This window comes from Salegentibacter sp. BDJ18, from assembly GCF_017579965.1.
Taxonomy (GTDB): domain Bacteria; phylum Bacteroidota; class Bacteroidia; order Flavobacteriales; family Flavobacteriaceae; genus Salegentibacter.
In genome coordinates, this window is sequence record NZ_JAFLQX010000005.1 from 63,436 (window position 1) to 80,010 (window position 16,575).

The 16,575-nt window shown below is 36.9% G+C and carries 17 protein-coding genes; 14 read left to right on the forward strand and 3 right to left on the reverse strand.

Annotated elements, in window-relative coordinates; translation table 11 throughout:
• The first annotated feature begins 1 nt into the window (after nucleotide 1).
• The 9 genes from J0871_RS05435 (at nucleotide 2) to J0871_RS05475 (ending at nucleotide 8,622) form a co-directional block, all read left to right on the forward strand.
• Complete coding sequence (locus tag J0871_RS05435; RefSeq protein WP_208224071.1) at nucleotides 2-1,147, forward strand: pyridoxal phosphate-dependent aminotransferase family protein; 1,146 nt, start codon at nucleotides 2-4, stop codon at nucleotides 1,145-1,147.
• A gap of 91 nt (nucleotides 1,148-1,238) precedes the next feature.
• A complete protein-coding gene (locus J0871_RS05440) occupies nucleotides 1,239-1,649 on the forward strand; it encodes a DUF2007 domain-containing protein (RefSeq protein WP_037317669.1) in 411 nt (136 codons plus the stop codon).
• A 25-nt stretch (nucleotides 1,650-1,674) separates the two neighbouring features.
• Complete coding sequence (gene bioD / locus J0871_RS05445) at nucleotides 1,675-2,292, forward strand: dethiobiotin synthase (protein ID WP_208224074.1); 618 nt, start codon at nucleotides 1,675-1,677, stop codon at nucleotides 2,290-2,292.
• 136 nt (nucleotides 2,293-2,428) lie between these two features.
• Complete coding sequence (gene bioA / locus J0871_RS05450; RefSeq protein ID WP_208224077.1) at nucleotides 2,429-3,694, forward strand: adenosylmethionine--8-amino-7-oxononanoate transaminase; 1,266 nt, start codon at nucleotides 2,429-2,431, stop codon at nucleotides 3,692-3,694.
• Between the two features lie 70 nt (nucleotides 3,695-3,764).
• Nucleotides 3,765-4,349, forward strand: a complete 585-nt coding sequence (locus J0871_RS05455) for an SET domain-containing protein (RefSeq protein ID WP_208224079.1) — start codon at nucleotides 3,765-3,767, stop codon at nucleotides 4,347-4,349.
• 175 nt (nucleotides 4,350-4,524) lie between these two features.
• Complete coding sequence (locus J0871_RS05460; RefSeq protein WP_208224081.1) at nucleotides 4,525-5,685, forward strand: beta-ketoacyl synthase N-terminal-like domain-containing protein; 1,161 nt, start codon at nucleotides 4,525-4,527, stop codon at nucleotides 5,683-5,685.
• Between the two features lie 85 nt (nucleotides 5,686-5,770).
• Nucleotides 5,771-6,862, forward strand: a complete 1,092-nt coding sequence (bioB, locus tag J0871_RS05465) for a biotin synthase BioB (protein WP_208224083.1) — start codon at nucleotides 5,771-5,773, stop codon at nucleotides 6,860-6,862.
• Nucleotides 6,863-6,874: 12 nt separating this feature from the next.
• Nucleotides 6,875-7,744: a cupin-like domain-containing protein gene (locus J0871_RS05470; RefSeq protein WP_208224085.1), complete on the forward strand. Its 870-nt coding sequence runs from the start codon at nucleotides 6,875-6,877 to the stop codon at nucleotides 7,742-7,744.
• Nucleotides 7,741-8,622 carry a cupin-like domain-containing protein gene (locus tag J0871_RS05475; protein ID WP_208224087.1) on the forward strand — a complete coding sequence of 294 codons (882 nt, stop codon included), beginning with the start codon at nucleotides 7,741-7,743 and terminating at the stop codon, nucleotides 8,620-8,622. The genes J0871_RS05470 and J0871_RS05475 overlap by 4 nt, the downstream gene beginning before the upstream one ends.
• Nucleotides 8,623-8,864: 242 nt before the next feature.
• Here the strand turns inward: J0871_RS05475 and J0871_RS05480 are convergent, their stop codons facing one another.
• From J0871_RS05480 to J0871_RS05490, 3 genes are all read right to left on the reverse strand, one after another.
• A complete protein-coding gene (locus J0871_RS05480) occupies nucleotides 8,865-9,341 on the reverse strand; it encodes a RecX family transcriptional regulator (RefSeq protein WP_243870398.1) in 477 nt (158 codons plus the stop codon).
• Nucleotides 9,342-9,462: 121 nt separating this feature from the next.
• Nucleotides 9,463-11,001, reverse strand: coding sequence for a ribonuclease E/G (locus J0871_RS05485; RefSeq protein ID WP_093305838.1), 1,539 nt, complete (start codon nucleotides 10,999-11,001; stop codon nucleotides 9,463-9,465).
• Nucleotides 11,002-11,299: 298 nt separating this feature from the next.
• Nucleotides 11,300-11,608 (reverse strand): HU family DNA-binding protein, encoded by a 309-nt coding sequence (locus tag J0871_RS05490; RefSeq protein WP_255351554.1) that lies wholly within the window; start codon nucleotides 11,606-11,608, stop codon nucleotides 11,300-11,302.
• A gap of 125 nt (nucleotides 11,609-11,733) precedes the next feature.
• Here J0871_RS05490 and mutY point away from each other — a divergent pair, with 125 nt between their 5' ends.
• The 5 genes from mutY to J0871_RS05515 all read left to right on the forward strand — a co-directional run bounded on the left by mutY (nucleotide 11,734) and on the right by J0871_RS05515 (nucleotide 16,301).
• Nucleotides 11,734-12,789 carry an A/G-specific adenine glycosylase gene (mutY, locus tag J0871_RS05495; protein WP_208224088.1) on the forward strand — a complete coding sequence of 352 codons (1,056 nt, stop codon included), beginning with the start codon at nucleotides 11,734-11,736 and terminating at the stop codon, nucleotides 12,787-12,789.
• 105 nt (nucleotides 12,790-12,894) lie between these two features.
• Nucleotides 12,895-13,365 carry a single-stranded DNA-binding protein gene (gene ssb / locus J0871_RS05500; RefSeq protein ID WP_208224089.1) on the forward strand — a complete coding sequence of 157 codons (471 nt, stop codon included), beginning with the start codon at nucleotides 12,895-12,897 and terminating at the stop codon, nucleotides 13,363-13,365.
• 21 nt (nucleotides 13,366-13,386) lie between these two features.
• The gene (locus J0871_RS05505; protein WP_208224090.1) at nucleotides 13,387-14,712 is read left to right on the forward strand and encodes a gliding motility-associated protein GldE; all 1,326 of its coding nucleotides are present in this window, start codon (nucleotides 13,387-13,389) and stop codon (nucleotides 14,710-14,712) included.
• A 14-nt stretch (nucleotides 14,713-14,726) separates the two neighbouring features.
• Nucleotides 14,727-15,290, forward strand: coding sequence for a gliding motility lipoprotein GldD (gene gldD, locus J0871_RS05510; protein ID WP_208224091.1), 564 nt, complete (start codon nucleotides 14,727-14,729; stop codon nucleotides 15,288-15,290).
• A 105-nt stretch (nucleotides 15,291-15,395) separates the two neighbouring features.
• On the forward strand, nucleotides 15,396-16,301 hold the full coding sequence (locus J0871_RS05515; protein ID WP_208224092.1) for a DMT family transporter: 906 nt from the start codon (nucleotides 15,396-15,398) through the stop codon (nucleotides 16,299-16,301).
• Nucleotides 16,302-16,575 lie beyond the last annotated feature (274 nt).

Genomic DNA, 16,575 nt, shown 5'->3' on the forward strand with positions numbered 1-16,575 from the left:
TATGCAATTACCTTTAAAATTAGCGAAAAGTTTAGAGAAGAGAAAGGATGAAAATGCTTTGCGATCTTTAAAAAAGAACGCTCAATTAATAGATTTTTCCTCAAACGATTATTTAGGATTAGCTTCTTCTGCAAAAGTCTATAATCAGGCGCATCAAATTTTAGAGAAGAATAATCTTTTAAGAAATGGAGCCGCCGGTTCCAGGTTGCTTTCTGGGAATCATAAAATTTATGATTTAGCCGAAAATTTCCTTGCCGAATTTCATCAAACTGAAGCCGCTTTAATTTTTAATTCCGGCTACGATGCTAATATTGGATTTTTCAGTTCAGTGCCTAAACGCGGAGATTTTATTTTTTATGATGAACTGGCTCACGCTTCTATAAGAGATGGAATTTCAATGAGTAACGCAAAAGCTTATAAATTCCGCCATAATAATATTGAAGATCTCAAAACCAGGCTCGATAAACTTTCACAACCTGAAAATTCAGAAATTTATATTGTAACTGAATCTGTTTTTTCAATGGATGGAGATATGGCGCCGCTACAAGAATTAGCAACAATTTCAGAAGAATTGGGTGCTTTTTTAATTGTAGATGAAGCCCACGCTACGGGTATTTTTGGCGAAAATGGAGAAGGTTTGGTTCAGGAAGAAGGAATTCAGGATAAAGTTTTCGCGCGTTTAAATACTTTTGGAAAAGCTCCGGGATGTCACGGCGCGGTTATTTTAGGAAGTAAAGGTTTAAAAAATTACCTGGTAAATTTTTCCCGGAGCCTAATTTTTACAACGGCTCTGCCGCCTCATTCGGTTGCTACAATTCTCTCGGTTTACCAGGAATTCACAAACCGAATTTCAGAAATTCAGCAACTAAAAAATAATATTCATTTTTTCAGGAATAAAATTGAGGAATTAGAGATTAAAAAACATTTTATTCCGAGTAATTCAGCAATTCAAAGTTGTATAATTCCGGGGAATGAAAAAGTGAAAAACATAGCAGAAATTTTGAAACAAGAAGGTTTTGAAATAAAACCCATTTTATCGCCTACGGTGCCAAAAGGTAGTGAACGCCTCCGGTTTTGTTTACATTCCTTTAATTATGAAAATGAAATCAGGGAGGTTTTAAAAAAACTCACTAAATTACTGCCATGAAGCCCGAATGATGCTGAACCCAGAAATTGGCTGTAACAGGATTAGGTAAGCCAGTGATTAATTGCCGGTTTGGGATAAAATATATAAGCATATGAGCACTTTTGTAAACATAGCCAGGTTTCAGTATTCTTCTGAAGCACAAATTGTAAAAGGGAAATTACAATCTGAAGGCATAGAGGTATTCCTGGCAGACCAGGTTCTTATTGATACCGATCCTCTGGTAAGCCAGGCGATTGGTGGTATAAAATTGAACGTGTATGCTGATGATGAAGAACGAGCCCGGGCAATTTTAAGTGAAATTCACGATTATTCTCTTGATGACAAAGGTGAAAGAGTAGTTTGTCCCAACTGTGATAGCACTCGCGTAAAAGTTTATACCCATATCAAAGATGTGCGTTCTTTCTTTGCTTTTCTATTTTCATTTCTCACCTTCGCCCTGCCAATTCACTACAAGTACGATTATCATTGCGAAAATTGTGAAGAGAAATTTACTTTAAAATGACCAGCATAGAAGAATTTATAAATAAATGAAACATACTTATTTTGTTACCGGTATTGGTACTGAAGTTGGGAAAACAGTAGCTTCAGCAATTTTAACTGAAGCTTTAGAAGCAGATTACTGGAAACCTATCCAGGCCGGCGATCTTGATAATTCTGATAGCCATAAAGTAGAAAGATTAATTTCTAACGATAAAACTGTTTTTCATAAAAATAGCTTTGCGTTAAAAACACCAATGAGCCCGCATGCAGCGGCTGAAATTGATGGAGTAAAGATCACTTCAAAAAAAATAAAACGACCTGAAGTGAAAGATGATTTAGTTATTGAAGGCGCTGGTGGTTTATTAGTTCCAATTAGCGATAAAGAAACTATAGCCGATTTAATGCAGCCGAAAGATCGCATCATCCTGGTTTCTCGCCATTATTTGGGAAGTATCAATCATACTTTATTAACTATAGAAGCTTTAAAATCTCGCGGCTTAAATTGCTTCGGAATAATTTTTTCAGGCGAAGAAAATAAATCTACTGAATCGATTATTAAAAAAATGGGCGGTGTAAAGGTTCTGGGAAGAATAGATCAGGAACCTTATTTTGATCAAAATGTGATCAAAGAATACGCTGAACTATTTAGAGATAAATTGAAATAAAATTTAACGTCATTACGAACGGAGTGAAGTAATCTCTGCATCGAATTATAGACCTTTGCAGATTGCTTCTCCCGATAAAAATCGGGATCGCAATGACATTTTAATTTTAGTAAGAACCTCCTCATATTAAAAAACAATGAGCTTAGTTACCCGAGATCAAAAACACCTTTGGCATCCGCTAACCCAGCATAAAATTTCCCCGGAAGCTTTACCTATTGTAAAAGCAAAGGGCAGTATTCTTTATGCAGAAGATGGCAGCGAATATCTAGACGGAATCGCTTCCTGGTATACGGCAATGTATGGGCATTGCAATGAATATATCACAGGAAAAGTTGCAGCACAAATGCAAAATCTGGACCAGGTGGTTTTTAGCGGGTTTACCCACGAACCTGCGGTAAAACTTTCTGAAGAACTGATAAAGATTTTACCGGAAAATCAGCAGAAATTGTTTTTTAATGACAATGGTTCCACGGCTACAGAGATTGGAATAAAGATGGCTTTGCAGTATCATCATAACCAGGGCAATAATCGTAATGTGATGCTGGCTTTTGACGAAGGTTTTCACGGCGATACCTTTGGCGCGATGTCGGTTTCCGGACTTTCGGTTTATAATGGCGCTTTTGAAGAGCATTTTATTGAAGTTTTACGAATCCCGGTTCCGTTAGGAGAAAATAATGCAGAAGTTATTTCGAAGCTGAAAGAACTAATTTCAGAAAATAATATTGCAGGATTTATATATGAGCCCTTAGTGCAGGGTGCGGCGGCAATGAAAATGCACGATGCTGCTGGCTTAAATGAAATCCTGAAAGTTTGCAAAGAAAATGATATTGTTTGCGTTGCCGATGAAGTAATGACCGGCTTTGGGAAAACCGGGAAATATTTTGCTTCAGATTATATGGAAACCAAACCAGATGTGATGTGCCTTTCTAAAGCACTAACCGCAGGCTTGTTACCAATGGGATTGACTACCTGCTCTCAAAAAATTTACGATGCCTTTTATGACGAAGATATTTCTAAAGGATTATTTCACGGGCATACGTATTCTGCAAACCCACCGGCATGTACTGCGGCCATTGCTGGAATAGAATTATTGGTGTCCGAAGAAATTCAACAGAAAATACAGGCTGTAATAAAATCTCACCAGGCTTTTGATGAAAAGATAAAAGATCACCCAAAAGTTACCAATCGCAGGCAATTAGGCGTAATCTATGCTTTTGATCTCAATGTGAAAATGGAGCGCTACGGTAATCTTAGAAACCAGCTTTTTAAACATTTTATGGACCAAGGTGTTTTTCTTAGACCGCTTGGAAACACCATTTATATTTTGGCGCCGTTTACAATTACTCAATTAGAATTGGATAAAATCTATTCTGTTATCGAAGATCTTCTGGAAAAGTTTTAGAAATAAACTTTTATAAGTGTCTTAAAAGCAAAGCTTTAATTGTTTACATTAGAATTAAAATTTTGCGATTATGATGCATCCAGATACAGAGCTGCGCTTTATAAATGAGCAGGTGGGATATGGCGTGGTGGCTACTAAAAAAATTCCCGAGGGCACTATTACCTGGGTTCAGGACGATTTAGATCACGTTTTTTATAATTCCCAGGTAGAAAAATTGCATCCAAAAAGTGCGCAAATGCTCGAAAAATATGCTTTTCGCAATCGGTTTGGCGATTTGGTGCTTTGTTGGGATTTGGCGAAATACGTAAACCATAGTTTTAATTCTAACTGCTTTTCCACAGCCTACGGATTTGAAATTGCAGTTAGAGATATTGCTATTGGTGAAGAGCTAACCGACGATTATGGATATCTCAATCTAGATGAAGCTTTTGAACCGTACAAAGAAAAAACATCCAGAACCAAGGTTTATCCAGACGATTTGGTAAATTATCATAAAGAATGGGACGGGATTTTGCAAAAATCAATTCAAAAAGTAGAAAAGGTTTATCAGCCACTTATAGATCTTGTTTCTGAAGGAATTCAGTTAGAATTACAAAAGATCCTATTAGGCGAAAAAAAGATGGATTCTATTTTAAATCTTTATTATCAGCGTTAAACTGGTTTATCCCACTATCCTTCCTGCGAGGTTTTTTTATACCTCGTAAGTTTGAAAAATAATAATATACCTACAAGGTTATTCAAACCTTGCAGGATTTCTGATTCATTTTTTTTATTGAAAATATTTAGTGGTTGGAACAACAGACCTTATTTTTGCTGAAAATTAATCGCTTTTGAAATCACCGGTATTTATATCTTCACTTGGTTCTGTTTCTGCGCTTGGTCAATCTCCTGCGGAAATATGGAAAAATTATAAAAATCCGAAACATTTTATTTCCAAACATCGGTTTGATGAAACCGAAGCTTTTGCGGCTTTTTTGCCAGAAAATCTCAAAGCTGAAATTGAAGCACTTAAAAGTGAAAACCCCAATTATAGAAAACTGGATGATTCGGTTTTATTTGCAATTTTTTCAGCCAGAAAAGCTATAAAAGAAGCCGGGTGGAAAAGCGAGAAAAATATTGGTATCAATATTGGGAGCTCACGTGGTGCTACCGGATTGTTTGAAAAATATCATAAAGAATTTATAGAAACCGGAAAAGCCGCTACGCAGGCTTCGCCTTCTACCACTTTAGGAAATATTTCTTCCTGGGTTTCGCAAGATCTTCAAACAGAGGGACCGGAATTTTCTCATAGTGTAACCTGCTCAACCGGTTTACACTCGGTTGTAAATGCTATTGCCTGGATGCAGGCCGGTTTTGCCGATAAGTTCCTTGCCGGTGGGAGTGAAGCTGCATTAACCCCTTTTACAATCGCCCAAATGAAAGCCATGAAAATTTATGCTTCAGAAGATCTTGATTTTCCGTGTCGCGCTTTGGATATGCAGAAAAAAAGAAATTCAATGATTCTTGGAGAAGCTTCAGGAATATTGGCGCTTCAGAAGGGAAATTCAGAAAAAGCAATTGCAAAAATTACCGGTATAGGCTACGCAACGGAAACTTTAAAACATAGTGTTTCAATTTCAGAAAAAGGAGAATCTTTGCAGAAGGCGATGAAAATGGCCATTGGCGAGAAAGAACTTTCAGAAATTGACGCGGTAGTGATGCACGCCCCCGGAACCTTAAAAGGAGACCTTTCTGAAGTAAATGCGATAAAAGCACTCTTTGGTGAAAACACCCTGGCAATGACCAGTAATAAATGGAAACTGGGACATACGTTTGCTGCTTCAGGAATTTTAAATTTAGAACTGGCGATTTTAATGCTTCAGCACCAGGAATTTATTGAGGTGCCTTTTTCAGAAATCAGTAAATCACCTTCAAAATTGGAAAATATATTGGTAAACGCTGTAGGCTTTGGCGGGAACGCAGTTTCTTTATTAATAAGTAGGAAATCATAACTTTAAAGAAAGCTTTGAAAACTTTCTTCGCTGAAGGCTTATTAAAGCGCAGTTTTATTTATTTTTGATTTCAAATCTATTTTTTATGGCCACAAGACATAACTGGACAAAAGAAGAAATTCTCGAGATATATAATAAACCTTTAATGGAGTTGCTTTACGAAGCGGCCACAGTGCATAGGAAAAATCACGATCCTAACACCGTTCAGGTTTCAACTTTACTTTCTATTAAAACCGGCGGTTGCCCGGAAGATTGCGGATATTGCCCACAGGCAGCAAGATATCATACCAATGTTGAAGGAAACGACCTTATGAGCGTGAACCAGGTTAAAGCCCAGGCGCTACGTGCTAAAGAGTCTGGAAGTTCTCGGGTTTGTATGGGTGCAGCGTGGAGAAACGTAAAGGACGGTAAGGAGTTCGATTCGATTTTGGAAATGGTAAGAACCATTAATAAACTGGATATGGAAGTTTGCTGTACACTTGGGATGATTACCGAAAACCAGGCGCAGCGACTTGCTGAAGCTGGTTTGTATGCTTATAACCATAATTTAGATTCTTCGGAAGAATATTATAAAGAAGTGATTTCCACCCGCGGTTACCAGGATAGACTGGATACCATCGGTAACGTGAGAAAAACCAATGTTACGGTTTGTAGCGGTGGAATTATAGGAATGGGAGAAAGTGCAGATGACAGGGCAGGAATGCTTGTAGCACTTTCTACATTAAGTCCGCAGCCGGAATCTGTGCCGATTAATGCTTTGGTTCCTGTTGAAGGAACTCCTATGGAAGAGCAAGAACCGGTTTCTATTTGGGAAATGGTAAGAATGGTGGCTACTGCCAGAATTGTAATGCCTGAAACTCAAGTTAGACTTTCTGCCGGAAGAACTCAAATGAGTAGGGAAGGGCAGGCGATGTGTTTCTTTGCCGGAGCAAATTCAATTTTTGCCGGGGATAAATTGCTTACTACCCCAAATCCCGATGTAAACGAGGATATGGAATTGTTTAGATCTTTAGGTTTGAATCCACAAAAAGCATTTGAGAAAAAGGAGCAGCCTAAAAGTGTATCAGCTGAAGAATCTCAATATCAGAATTTAGGCGAAAAACCAAAATGGTCCAGACCGGGGCATAAGATAGAGCGTAATTTAGAAGCTCAGCAAAAATCTAAAGCCAAGGCTTAAAAATTTAAAATCTTGAAACTGGATCTGCAAGACATACCGCGGGTTAAAAAGCTTTCAAAAGAAGAATTTTTGAAGGATTATTTTATACCCGAAAAACCGGTTGTTTTTGAAGAACTTTCTGCCGACTGGCCAGCCACAAAAAAATGGGATTTTGATTATTTCAGGGAGAAAGCGGGGGATGTTGTAGTACCGCTTTATGATGGGAAACCGGCAAAAGGCAGGCAGAGTTCTCACGGCCCGGCAAAGAAAATTCCTATGCGGGAATACATAGATATTCTTGAAAAAGGACCTACAGATCTTAGGATGTTTTTTTTTAACCTACTGCAAAACTGTCCGGAGTTAATAGATGATTTTAAGTATCCAGATCTTGGCGTAAAATTCTTTAAAAAGTTACCAGTTTTATTTGTTGGGGGTGAGGGTAGTAGCGTGGTGATGCATTATGATATGGATCTTGCTAATAATTTCCATTTCAATTTTGTAGGCGAAAAAAGAGTGATTCTTTATCCGCCTTCAGAAACTAAATTTTTGTATCATGTACCGCACTCCATAGTGAGTATGGAGATAATAAATATGGATAATCCAGATTTTGAGAAATATCCTGCACTGGCCAAAGCAAAAGGCTTTGAAACAAGACTGAAACACGGGGAAGCTTTATATATTCCCAGTAAGTGGTGGCATTTTATAAAGTATGAGACCGCAAGTTTATCAATGACGTTAAGGTCCTTACCACAAAAACCGGGGCGCATTGCCGAAGTGCTCAAAAATTTGATTATTACCCGAAATTACGATAATTTAATGCGTAAGATTAAGGGCCAGGACTGGATAGATTACAAGAATAAAAAAGCGATTGAAAATACGCACAGAAGTGCTGGAATTGAATGATGGAGAAAGAAGAAAGCTTACATTTAGAACCCATAGCAAGGCTTAAGACTATTTCTAAAAAGGAATTTTTAGAAAATTATGTGCGGCCCCAAAAACCTGTGGTTATAGAGCATTTGGTAGATGATTGGCCGGCTACCCAAAAATGGGATTTAGATTATATTAGCGAGGTTGCTGGTGAAAAAGTGGTTCCGCTTTACGACGATCGCCCTATAACGTCTGAGCAAAAATTTAACGAGCCACATACCGAAATGAAAATGGCAGATTATATAGAGCTGCTAAAATCAAAACCTACAAATTACCGCATTTTTCTTTATCATTTATTAAAGGAGGTGCCGGTTTTACAGAAAGATTTCAGGTTTCCAGATCTGGGGCTTAGATTTATAAAACAGTTGCCAACTTTATTTTTTGGAGGAGAGAATTCTAAAGTCTTTATGCATTACGATATTGATTTTGCTAATATTCTTCATTTTCATTTCCACGGAAAAAAACGTTGTATAATTTATCCGCCTTCAGAAAGTAAATACTTATATAAGGTGCCACACGCTCTTATTTCCCGGGAAGATATAGATTTTAATAATCCAGATTTTGAAAAATTCCCGGTATTAAAAAGGGCTAAAGGCTATGTTACTGAATTAAAACATGGTGAAGCTTTATATATGCCTGAAGGTTACTGGCACCAAATGACCTACTTAACGCCTGGTTTTTCTATGAGTTTAAGGGCTACGCCAAGAACCCTTACCAATTTTTCTAAAGCCGTCTATAACCTGGTGGTGATGCGTAATTTTGATAACTATATGCGTAAACTAAAGGGACAAAAATGGATAGATTATAAAAATGCACAGGCAATTGAACGTACGCATAAGAAGAATAAGGTTTAAGTAAATTAGAGTTCATTTCCAGTTTTAAGCGAGGTGAAAATCTCTTTTTCTATGTAGCATTTATAGTTGTGTGCCTAGTAGCCACGAATTCACGAATATTTTAAGTGTCATCCGACTCACGTCGAGCCACTCGAAGTGATGGAGCGTTAACTTTTCACTCCTCACCTTCCCCACAAAAGATCGCCGCGCTTCGTTCCTTTGGTCGCGATGGCGAGTCTGAACGGTTTGTAGGCTTTTAAGAATCACTCTAAGAGCTCGTTTGTTGCTTCGTACACCAAATTACTCTCGTAACCCTTCCGAAGCAGGAAATCGGCTAATTTCTTTTTCTTCTTAAATTTATCGGGTTCTTTTAAGAGCTTCATTTTCTTTTCAGCTATCTCGTAAATTGTAGCGATATATTTCTGCTCATCTATTTCGGTAAGGGCGAGTTTGATTATTGGAGTAGAAATCTCTTTAAATTTCAATTCCTGTTTGATCTTTATTTTACCCCATTTTTTTATCCTGAATTTTCCTCTAACAAAACTACGCGCGAACCGTTCTTCATTTAAAAAGTTTTCCTGCATTAACTCCATAATAATTTGTTCTTGCGCAGCGGGAATCATCTTCATTTCTCTCAGTTTTTCTTCTACTTCTTTATGGCAACGGTCGCGGTATGCGCAGAACTGCATCAGTTTTATGGTTGCTTCTTTTACGGTATAAGATTGTTGAGATTCTTTCAAGAGTTAAAAATTCGGGAATTAAGATTCAAAATTAAAACTTTTTCAAGTAGGAAATATCAAAATGTAAATTTCAGAATAGCGCATAAAAAAACGCCTTCCGAATTAACGAAAGGCGTTTATTTTAAAGGATTTCATTTCCTTCTTTATCGTGAAAATGATATTCCATATACGTGTAAGCGTCTCTTGGTAAAATTTTCACCCAGCGCTTATGGTCTAAAAACCATTGGGAGCGGGGAGATGGAAAGCCTTTAGTTAAAAAGGCTGCAATAAATGGATGCGCACTCAAAGTGATCTTTTTGTGATCTTTCTTAATGAGTTTTTCCAGGTCGGTTTTTATTTTGTTTATTAAAAGTATTGGTGCTTCAATTTCACCAGTTCCGTTAGGGTTTTCCTCGCGGGTTTTAATATTCATTTCCGGCCTTACGCGTTGTCTTGTAATTTGTATCAACCCGAATTTACTCGGTGGCAAAATTTTATGTTTTGCACGGTCGTCACTCATTTCGTTCCTAAGGTGATCAAACAGGGTTTTGCGGTTTTCGGCTTTTCCCATGTCTATGAAGTCTACCACGATTATGCCACCCATATCACGCAATCTTAATTGCCGGGCTATTTCTGTGGCGCTAATCATGTTCACCTCTAATGCAGTATCCTCCTGGTTTCTGGATTTGTTAGAACGGTTACCACTATTTACGTCTATAACGTGCATAGCCTCTGTATGTTCTATTACCAGGTAGGCGCCTTTGCTCATAGAGACGGTGCGCCCAAATGAAGTTTTTATTTGTCTTTCGATACCGTATTTTTCAAAAATTGGAACATTAGATTGATATAACTTAACAATCGATTCTTTACTTGGGGCAATTTCGCCCACATAGTCTTTAATTTGTGTATAAAGCGTCTCGTCGTCTACGGTAATAGAAGTAAAAGAGTCATTAAAAATATCTCTTAACAGGGAAGATGCCCTGTTTAACTCTCCTAATACTTTAGAGGGATGATGTGGCTTATACATCTTTTTGCACATTCCTGTCCAGCGACCCATCAAATTTTGAAGGTCCCTATCCAGTTCTGCTACTTTTTTGCCTTCGGCTACGGTTCTTACAATAATCCCAAAACCTTTGGGTTTAATGCTTTTTACCAATCTTTTTAACCGGTCTTTTTCTTCTTTACTTTCAATTTTTTGTGAAACTGAAATTCTATTAGAAAAAGGTACCAGTACAATATAACGACCCGCAATAGAAAGCTCTGAGCTTATCCTGGGGCCTTTGGTAGAAATAGGTTCTTTTACAACCTGAACCAATAGCGACTGATTTGACTTTAAGACGTCTGTAATAACGCCGTCTTTGTCAATATCCTTTTCGAATGTGAAATTCTTTAAGGAATAATCTTTTAATTTACCTGTGCTTACACGTTTTATGAACTTAAGCATGGAAGATACCTGGGGGCCAAGATCGTGATAGTGTAAAAAACCATCTTTCTCGTAACCAACATTTACAAATGCGGCATTTAACCCTGGTACAGCTTTTCTAATTTTGGCAATAAAAATATCACCAACATTAAATTTGTTGCTGTCTTCTTCCTTGTTGAGTTCAATAAGTTTTCCATCTTTTTGTAAGGCAAAATCTACAGCAGAGGTTCCGGACCGTATAATTAATTCTTTGTCCACTCTATTAGATTTTTGTCCCGAATAAGTCGGGATGGATTAAACATTATTTTATCACAGGTTTTTTAATCCTGAAGAAACCCTAAAACTTGTTAGGTAATAAGCAGGGTTTCAATTTCAATGAACGTTTTAAACAAAAAAAGTAGTATGAAAACTACTTTTTCTTGTGGCGGTTAGCTCTGTTTCTTTTTTTACGCTTGTGCGTAGCTACCTTATGTCTTTTTCTTTTTTTACCACTTGGCATAGTGTTACTTTTTAATTAATAATTTATTTTATAAAGAAACTGGGCTTCAGTTTCAAATTACTTAACTTCAACGTTAGTTTTAACTCCTTCAACAAAAATCTTGGCAGGTTTAAAAGCCGGGATGTTGTGGGCGGGAATCTTAATAGTAGTGTTTTTAGAGATATTTCTTCCGGTTTTTTCAGCTCTTGTTTTTACAACAAAGCTTCCAAAGCCTCTTAAATATACGTTGTCTCCACTTTCTAATGAAGTTTTAACCTCATCCATGAAGGTTTCAATAGTAGCTTGAACATCACCTTTTTCCATTCCTAATTTTTCTGAGATGTTCGCTACAATATCTGCTTTCGTCATTTTCGTGCTATTTAATATTATAAATTGGGATTTCTGTTTTTTCAAGGGCGCAAATATAAGAATTAAATCTACAATATTTCAAGCCTAATTCATTAAATAATAACGGAATAAACTTTTAATATTGCACCAAGTCTATTTTATATATGGTATTTTCTAAAGTGTTGATTGATTGGTATTTAAAAAACAAGCGCGAATTGCCCTGGCGCAAAACCAGCGATCCTTATCATATTTGGCTCAGTGAAATTATGTTACAACAAACACGAATAGAGCAGGGTTTACCATATTATAAGCGTTTTACAAGCTCGTTTCCCAGTGTTTTTGATCTTGCTGCAGCGCCGCAAGAAAAAGTGCTGAAACTCTGGCAGGGTTTGGGATATTATTCCCGGGCAAGGAATCTTCACGAAACCGCTAAATATGTTGCTGAAGAATTAAATGGTGTGTTTCCCGATTCTTATAAAGATCTCAAAAAACTAAAAGGTGTAGGTGATTATACCGCCGCCGCCATTGCTTCAATTTGTTATCATGAGCCGGTTGCGGTGGTAGATGGCAATGTTTACAGGGTTTTATCTCGTTTTTTTGATATTGAAACCCCAATAAATTCTACTGCCGGAATTAAGGAATTCAAAGCCCTGGCTTCTGAGTTGTTGGATGAAAAAGATCCATCGAGTTTTAACCAGGCTTTAATGGAATTTGGCGCGCTGCAGTGTAAACCTCGAAACCCACTTTGTGAAAGTTGCCCTTTAAGTTCAGGCTGTTTGGCCTTGCAGAAGAATAAAATAAAAGAGTTACCGGTAAAGCTGAAGAAAACTAAAGTGAAAAAACGCTATTTTAATTATTTGGTGGTTTATTCTGAAGAAAATAAAACCCTGCTTCAGCAAAGAACAGGAAAGGGAATTTGGAATGGTTTATATGAATTTCCATTAATTGAAACCGAAAAACCGGTAAGCGAAGGCGCTTTTCCTTCCGAAGAAAAAATAAACGAAATTCTTGGTGAACAGAAATTGTCATTAGAACTTCATAATATGAAACCGGTGGTTCATAAGCTTTCCCACCAGCATATTTATACGCATTTTTGGTGGGTGAAAGCTGAAAGTGTAGGAGAAGAGGGAATTCCTGTAAAGAATGTAAAAGATTATCCGGTGCCGGTTTTAATTGCTAATTTCCTTGAAGAAACTGCGCTGGAAACCTATTCCTTATAAATTGTTTAAAGTTTTATAGGGTTTAGCTTTAATTAGCAATAAATTTTTCAGTATTTTAGGGTGTAAATAAATAGCCTTTTTGGGCTCAAAAAATAATTAATAGAGATGACAGGTACATTAAACAAAGTAATGCTAATTGGGCATACGGGGGACGACGTGAAAATGCATTATTTTGAAGGCGGTGGCGCTATAGGGCGATTTCCGCTGGCTACCAACGAGACTTATACCAACCGCACAACTAACGAGCGTGTTACTAATACCGAATGGCACAACATTGTGGTGCGTAATAAAGCAGCCGAAATTTGTGAGAAATACCTTAAAAAAGGCGATAAAGTTTTTATTGAAGGTAGAATTAAAACCCGTAAATGGCAGGACGACCAGGGAAATGACCGTTACACTACCGAAATACAGTGTACGGAATTTACCTTTTTAACTCCAAAAGGAGAGAGCGAAGGAGGCGGAAATATGCAACAGCAAAATTCCCCGTCTCAAAATCAACAAAACACGCCTAAAAATGATAATTTTGCCAATCAATCTATGGCGAAAGAAGAAGAGGAAGACGATTTGCCTTTTTAAGTTTAATTAAAACCCTGTCATTTGGATTCAGAACCTCCCAGTTTACTTTTGTTTTGGGCCACTTTTGATTTTACGCAGCTAATTAGCTATGTAGTTTTATTGCTGCTTTTACTTTGTTCTGCCTTAATTTCTGGCGCCGAAGTTGCTTTCTTTTCCTTAACACCTGCCGATGTAATTACCGAAGACGGGAAGCGCAGTAAATCTCAACAAATTGTGGTTAATCTTTTAGATAAACCCAAAAAGTTACTGGCTACTATCCTGGTTGCCAATAATTTTATAAACATAGCCATTGTACTGTTGTTTGATAGTATTGCAGACAGGCTTTTTGGCGAGATGAATACAGTGTTTTACGGCATTAACTTCAAATTTTTAATTGAGGTTGGAGTAATAACTTTTATTATTCTCCTTTTTGGTGAAATTCTGCCAAAAGTTTATGCAAGTAGAAATAACGTGCTGTTTTCAAACTTTATGGCGCGACCCTTAAATTTTCTTGATACTATTTTTACTCCCTTGAGCGGGCCAATGCGCGCGGTAACTATTTATATGCACCGTCGTCTCGGCAAGCAACGATCTTTTATAAGTATAGATCAATTATCGCAGGCTTTAGAGCTTACCAGTGAAGAAGATACTACCCAGGAAGAGCAAAAGATATTACAGGGTATTGTTTCTTTTGGAAATACCGATACCAAACAGGTAATGCGCCCCAGGATGGATATTTTTGCTTTAAATGAAAGCCAGACGTATAAAGAAATTATTCCTGAAATTATAGATAGAGGTTACTCCAGGATTCCGGTTTATCGCGAGAATATAGATAATGTAATAGGTATTTTATATGTAAAAGATTTGTTGCCCTATATTGATAAAAATTCTTTTGAATGGACCAGTTTGTTGCGCGAGCCTTATTTTGTTCCAGAAAATAAAAAACTGGACGATTTACTGAACGATTTTAAGACTAAAAAGAATCATTTAGCGATTGTGGTAGATGAATATGGTGGAACTAGCGGATTGATCTCTTTAGAAGATATTATAGAAGAAATTGTTGGTGATATTAGCGATGAGTTTGATGATGAAGACCTGGTGTATTCAAAATTAGATGAGAATACCTATGTTTTTGAAGGGAAAACGCCGCTGAAAGATTTCTATAGAATTATAAAAATTGAAGATCCTGTTGCTTTTGAAGAGCGGAAAGGCGAGGCAGATACCCTGGCGGGCTTTTTGCTGGAAATTTCAGGTGGTTTCCCAAAGAAAAATGATGTAATTTATTTTCTTAATTATAGCTTTACGGTAGAAGTTTTAGACAATAAACGCCTTAAGCAGATTAAAGTGAATATTTCTCCGGTTAGTTGAAGATAAAGTGTGGTATGAAGAGTTTTTTGATAATTGTTTTGGTTTTAACTTTTATTAGCTGCGGGGAAAAAGACACTACACCCAAGCCTCGTGCATTTCTTGCGCTTAATTATCCTGAAGCTAAATACGAAACCACAAACCTTAATTGTCCCTATAATTTTGAAATTAATACCCTGGCAGAAATTAAGGCTTCCCGAAATAATATTCCGTGTTGGATAGATTTGGAATATAAAGATTTAAACGGAACCATTTTTATCACTTATCAGCAAATTAATAATAACCTGGATTCACTGCTAGCAGATGCGCAAAAGTTACCGCTACAACATACTATAAAAGCTGATGCTATTGAGGGTGATGTATATACTAATGAGATTCAGGAGGTTTACGGTATGTTCTATGAAGTTTCAGGCGATGCGGCTTCCCAGGCACAATTTTACCTTACCGATAGTGTGAATCATTTTGTAACCGCTTCCGCTTACTTTAGAACAAGGCCAAATTACGACTCTATTATTCCCGCTGCAGATTATCTTAAAAAAGATATGAAGCATATGATTGAAACTTTTCGATGGAAAGAGTAATCACTGCGCCACAGGCAGGTTAAAAAAAATCAATCAAAATTAATCTCCACTTTTCTTTTCAACTCTAAAGGAATAACGATTTTTGCAGCTTAAAACCGAAAAAATATGCCATTAGAGAAATTAAAATGGGTCTACCTCATTATGTTATCTATTGTTTGGGGAAGTTCCTTTATTCTTATTAAAAAAGGGCTGGTAGGATTATCGGCTATAGAAGTTGGATCCTTCCGAATAATATTTGCCGCTGTTTTTCTAATTCTTATTGGTTTTAAATCTATAATGAAGATTAAGAAAAGCCAATGGAAATGGATGCTACTAGTGGGGTTCCTGGGAAATTTCTTTCCGGTTTATCTCTTTTCTTTTGCTGAAACCGAAATTGACAGCGCAGTAGCTTCTATCCTAAATGCTACCACACCTTTAATGACCCTTATTTTTGGCGCAATGTTTTTTAAAGCGGTGTTTAATCAAAATAAAGTAATTGGGGTGGCTATTGGTCTCCTGGGTACTGCCGGACTTATTTTAAGTGGTGCCAGTATTAACCCAGACCAGAATTATCTTTATTCGCTTTTGGTAATTATCGCTGCCTCTTGTTATGCGATGAACGTAAATATCCTTAAAACCCATATGAGTGGTATTAGTCCGTTGGGAATTGCAGCTGGAAGTTTTACGGTTTTACTAATTCCAACGCTAATAATTTTGTATTTCTCAGGATTTTTTGAAAAAGATCTTTCCAATATTGTGCTTCAGCAATCTATAGGATATGTTGCTATTTTAGGAATAATTGGAACGGGTGTAGCCATGATAATTTTTAATAAGCTGGTACAGATCTCAGACCCGGTTTTTACTACTTCTGTAACCTACACTATTCCAGTTGTCGCTTTAGGTTGGGGGATTTTAGATGGTGAGGTTTTTAGTGCCTGGCAGTTAATTTCAGCTTTTGTAATCTTAATAGGTGTATTTATTGTAAACCGATCTAAAAAAGTGTTTTCTAAGTTTAGAAAACAGGCTACCTAATTTAAATTCTAGTGTCTTTGCGCTTTCTTGTTTTTGTAATAGTAAAAGCAAACTAAATAATAGACATGGAAGATCAATAAAACCTTAAATGCAGACATAAATTCGCGATGCTCAACCGATTTAAATAACTCCATAAAAGTTTCGAAAAGAAAGAAGATGTTAGCGAAAATTATTGCCGGGATCAGACATTTTAACCTAAGTTGATTAAAATATTTTTTCTCATTTTTTTCTTTTGAAAATGAGAAAAATGCCAGCGCTAACAGGAACAAGTATT

What these genes read in the sequence shown, in the direction of transcription:
- J0871_RS05435 (WP_208224071.1), top strand. Translation starts at nt 2, where the DNA reads ATGCAATTACCTTTAAAATTAGCGAAAAGTTTAGAGAAGAGAAAGGAT.
- J0871_RS05440 (WP_037317669.1), top strand. Translation starts at nt 1,239, where the DNA reads ATGAGCACTTTTGTAAACATAGCCAGGTTTCAGTATTCTTCTGAAGCA.
- bioD (WP_208224074.1), top strand. Translation starts at nt 1,675, where the DNA reads ATGAAACATACTTATTTTGTTACCGGTATTGGTACTGAAGTTGGGAAA.
- bioA (WP_208224077.1), top strand. Translation starts at nt 2,429, where the DNA reads ATGAGCTTAGTTACCCGAGATCAAAAACACCTTTGGCATCCGCTAACC.
- J0871_RS05455 (WP_208224079.1), top strand. Translation starts at nt 3,765, where the DNA reads ATGATGCATCCAGATACAGAGCTGCGCTTTATAAATGAGCAGGTGGGA.
- bioB (WP_208224083.1), top strand. Translation starts at nt 5,771, where the DNA reads ATGGCCACAAGACATAACTGGACAAAAGAAGAAATTCTCGAGATATAT.
- J0871_RS05475 (WP_208224087.1), top strand. Translation starts at nt 7,741, where the DNA reads ATGATGGAGAAAGAAGAAAGCTTACATTTAGAACCCATAGCAAGGCTT.
- mutY (WP_208224088.1), top strand. Translation starts at nt 11,734, where the DNA reads ATGGTATTTTCTAAAGTGTTGATTGATTGGTATTTAAAAAACAAGCGC.
- ssb (WP_208224089.1), top strand. Translation starts at nt 12,895, where the DNA reads ATGACAGGTACATTAAACAAAGTAATGCTAATTGGGCATACGGGGGAC.
- gldD (WP_208224091.1), top strand. Translation starts at nt 14,727, where the DNA reads ATGAAGAGTTTTTTGATAATTGTTTTGGTTTTAACTTTTATTAGCTGC.
- J0871_RS05515 (WP_208224092.1), top strand. Translation starts at nt 15,396, where the DNA reads ATGCCATTAGAGAAATTAAAATGGGTCTACCTCATTATGTTATCTATT.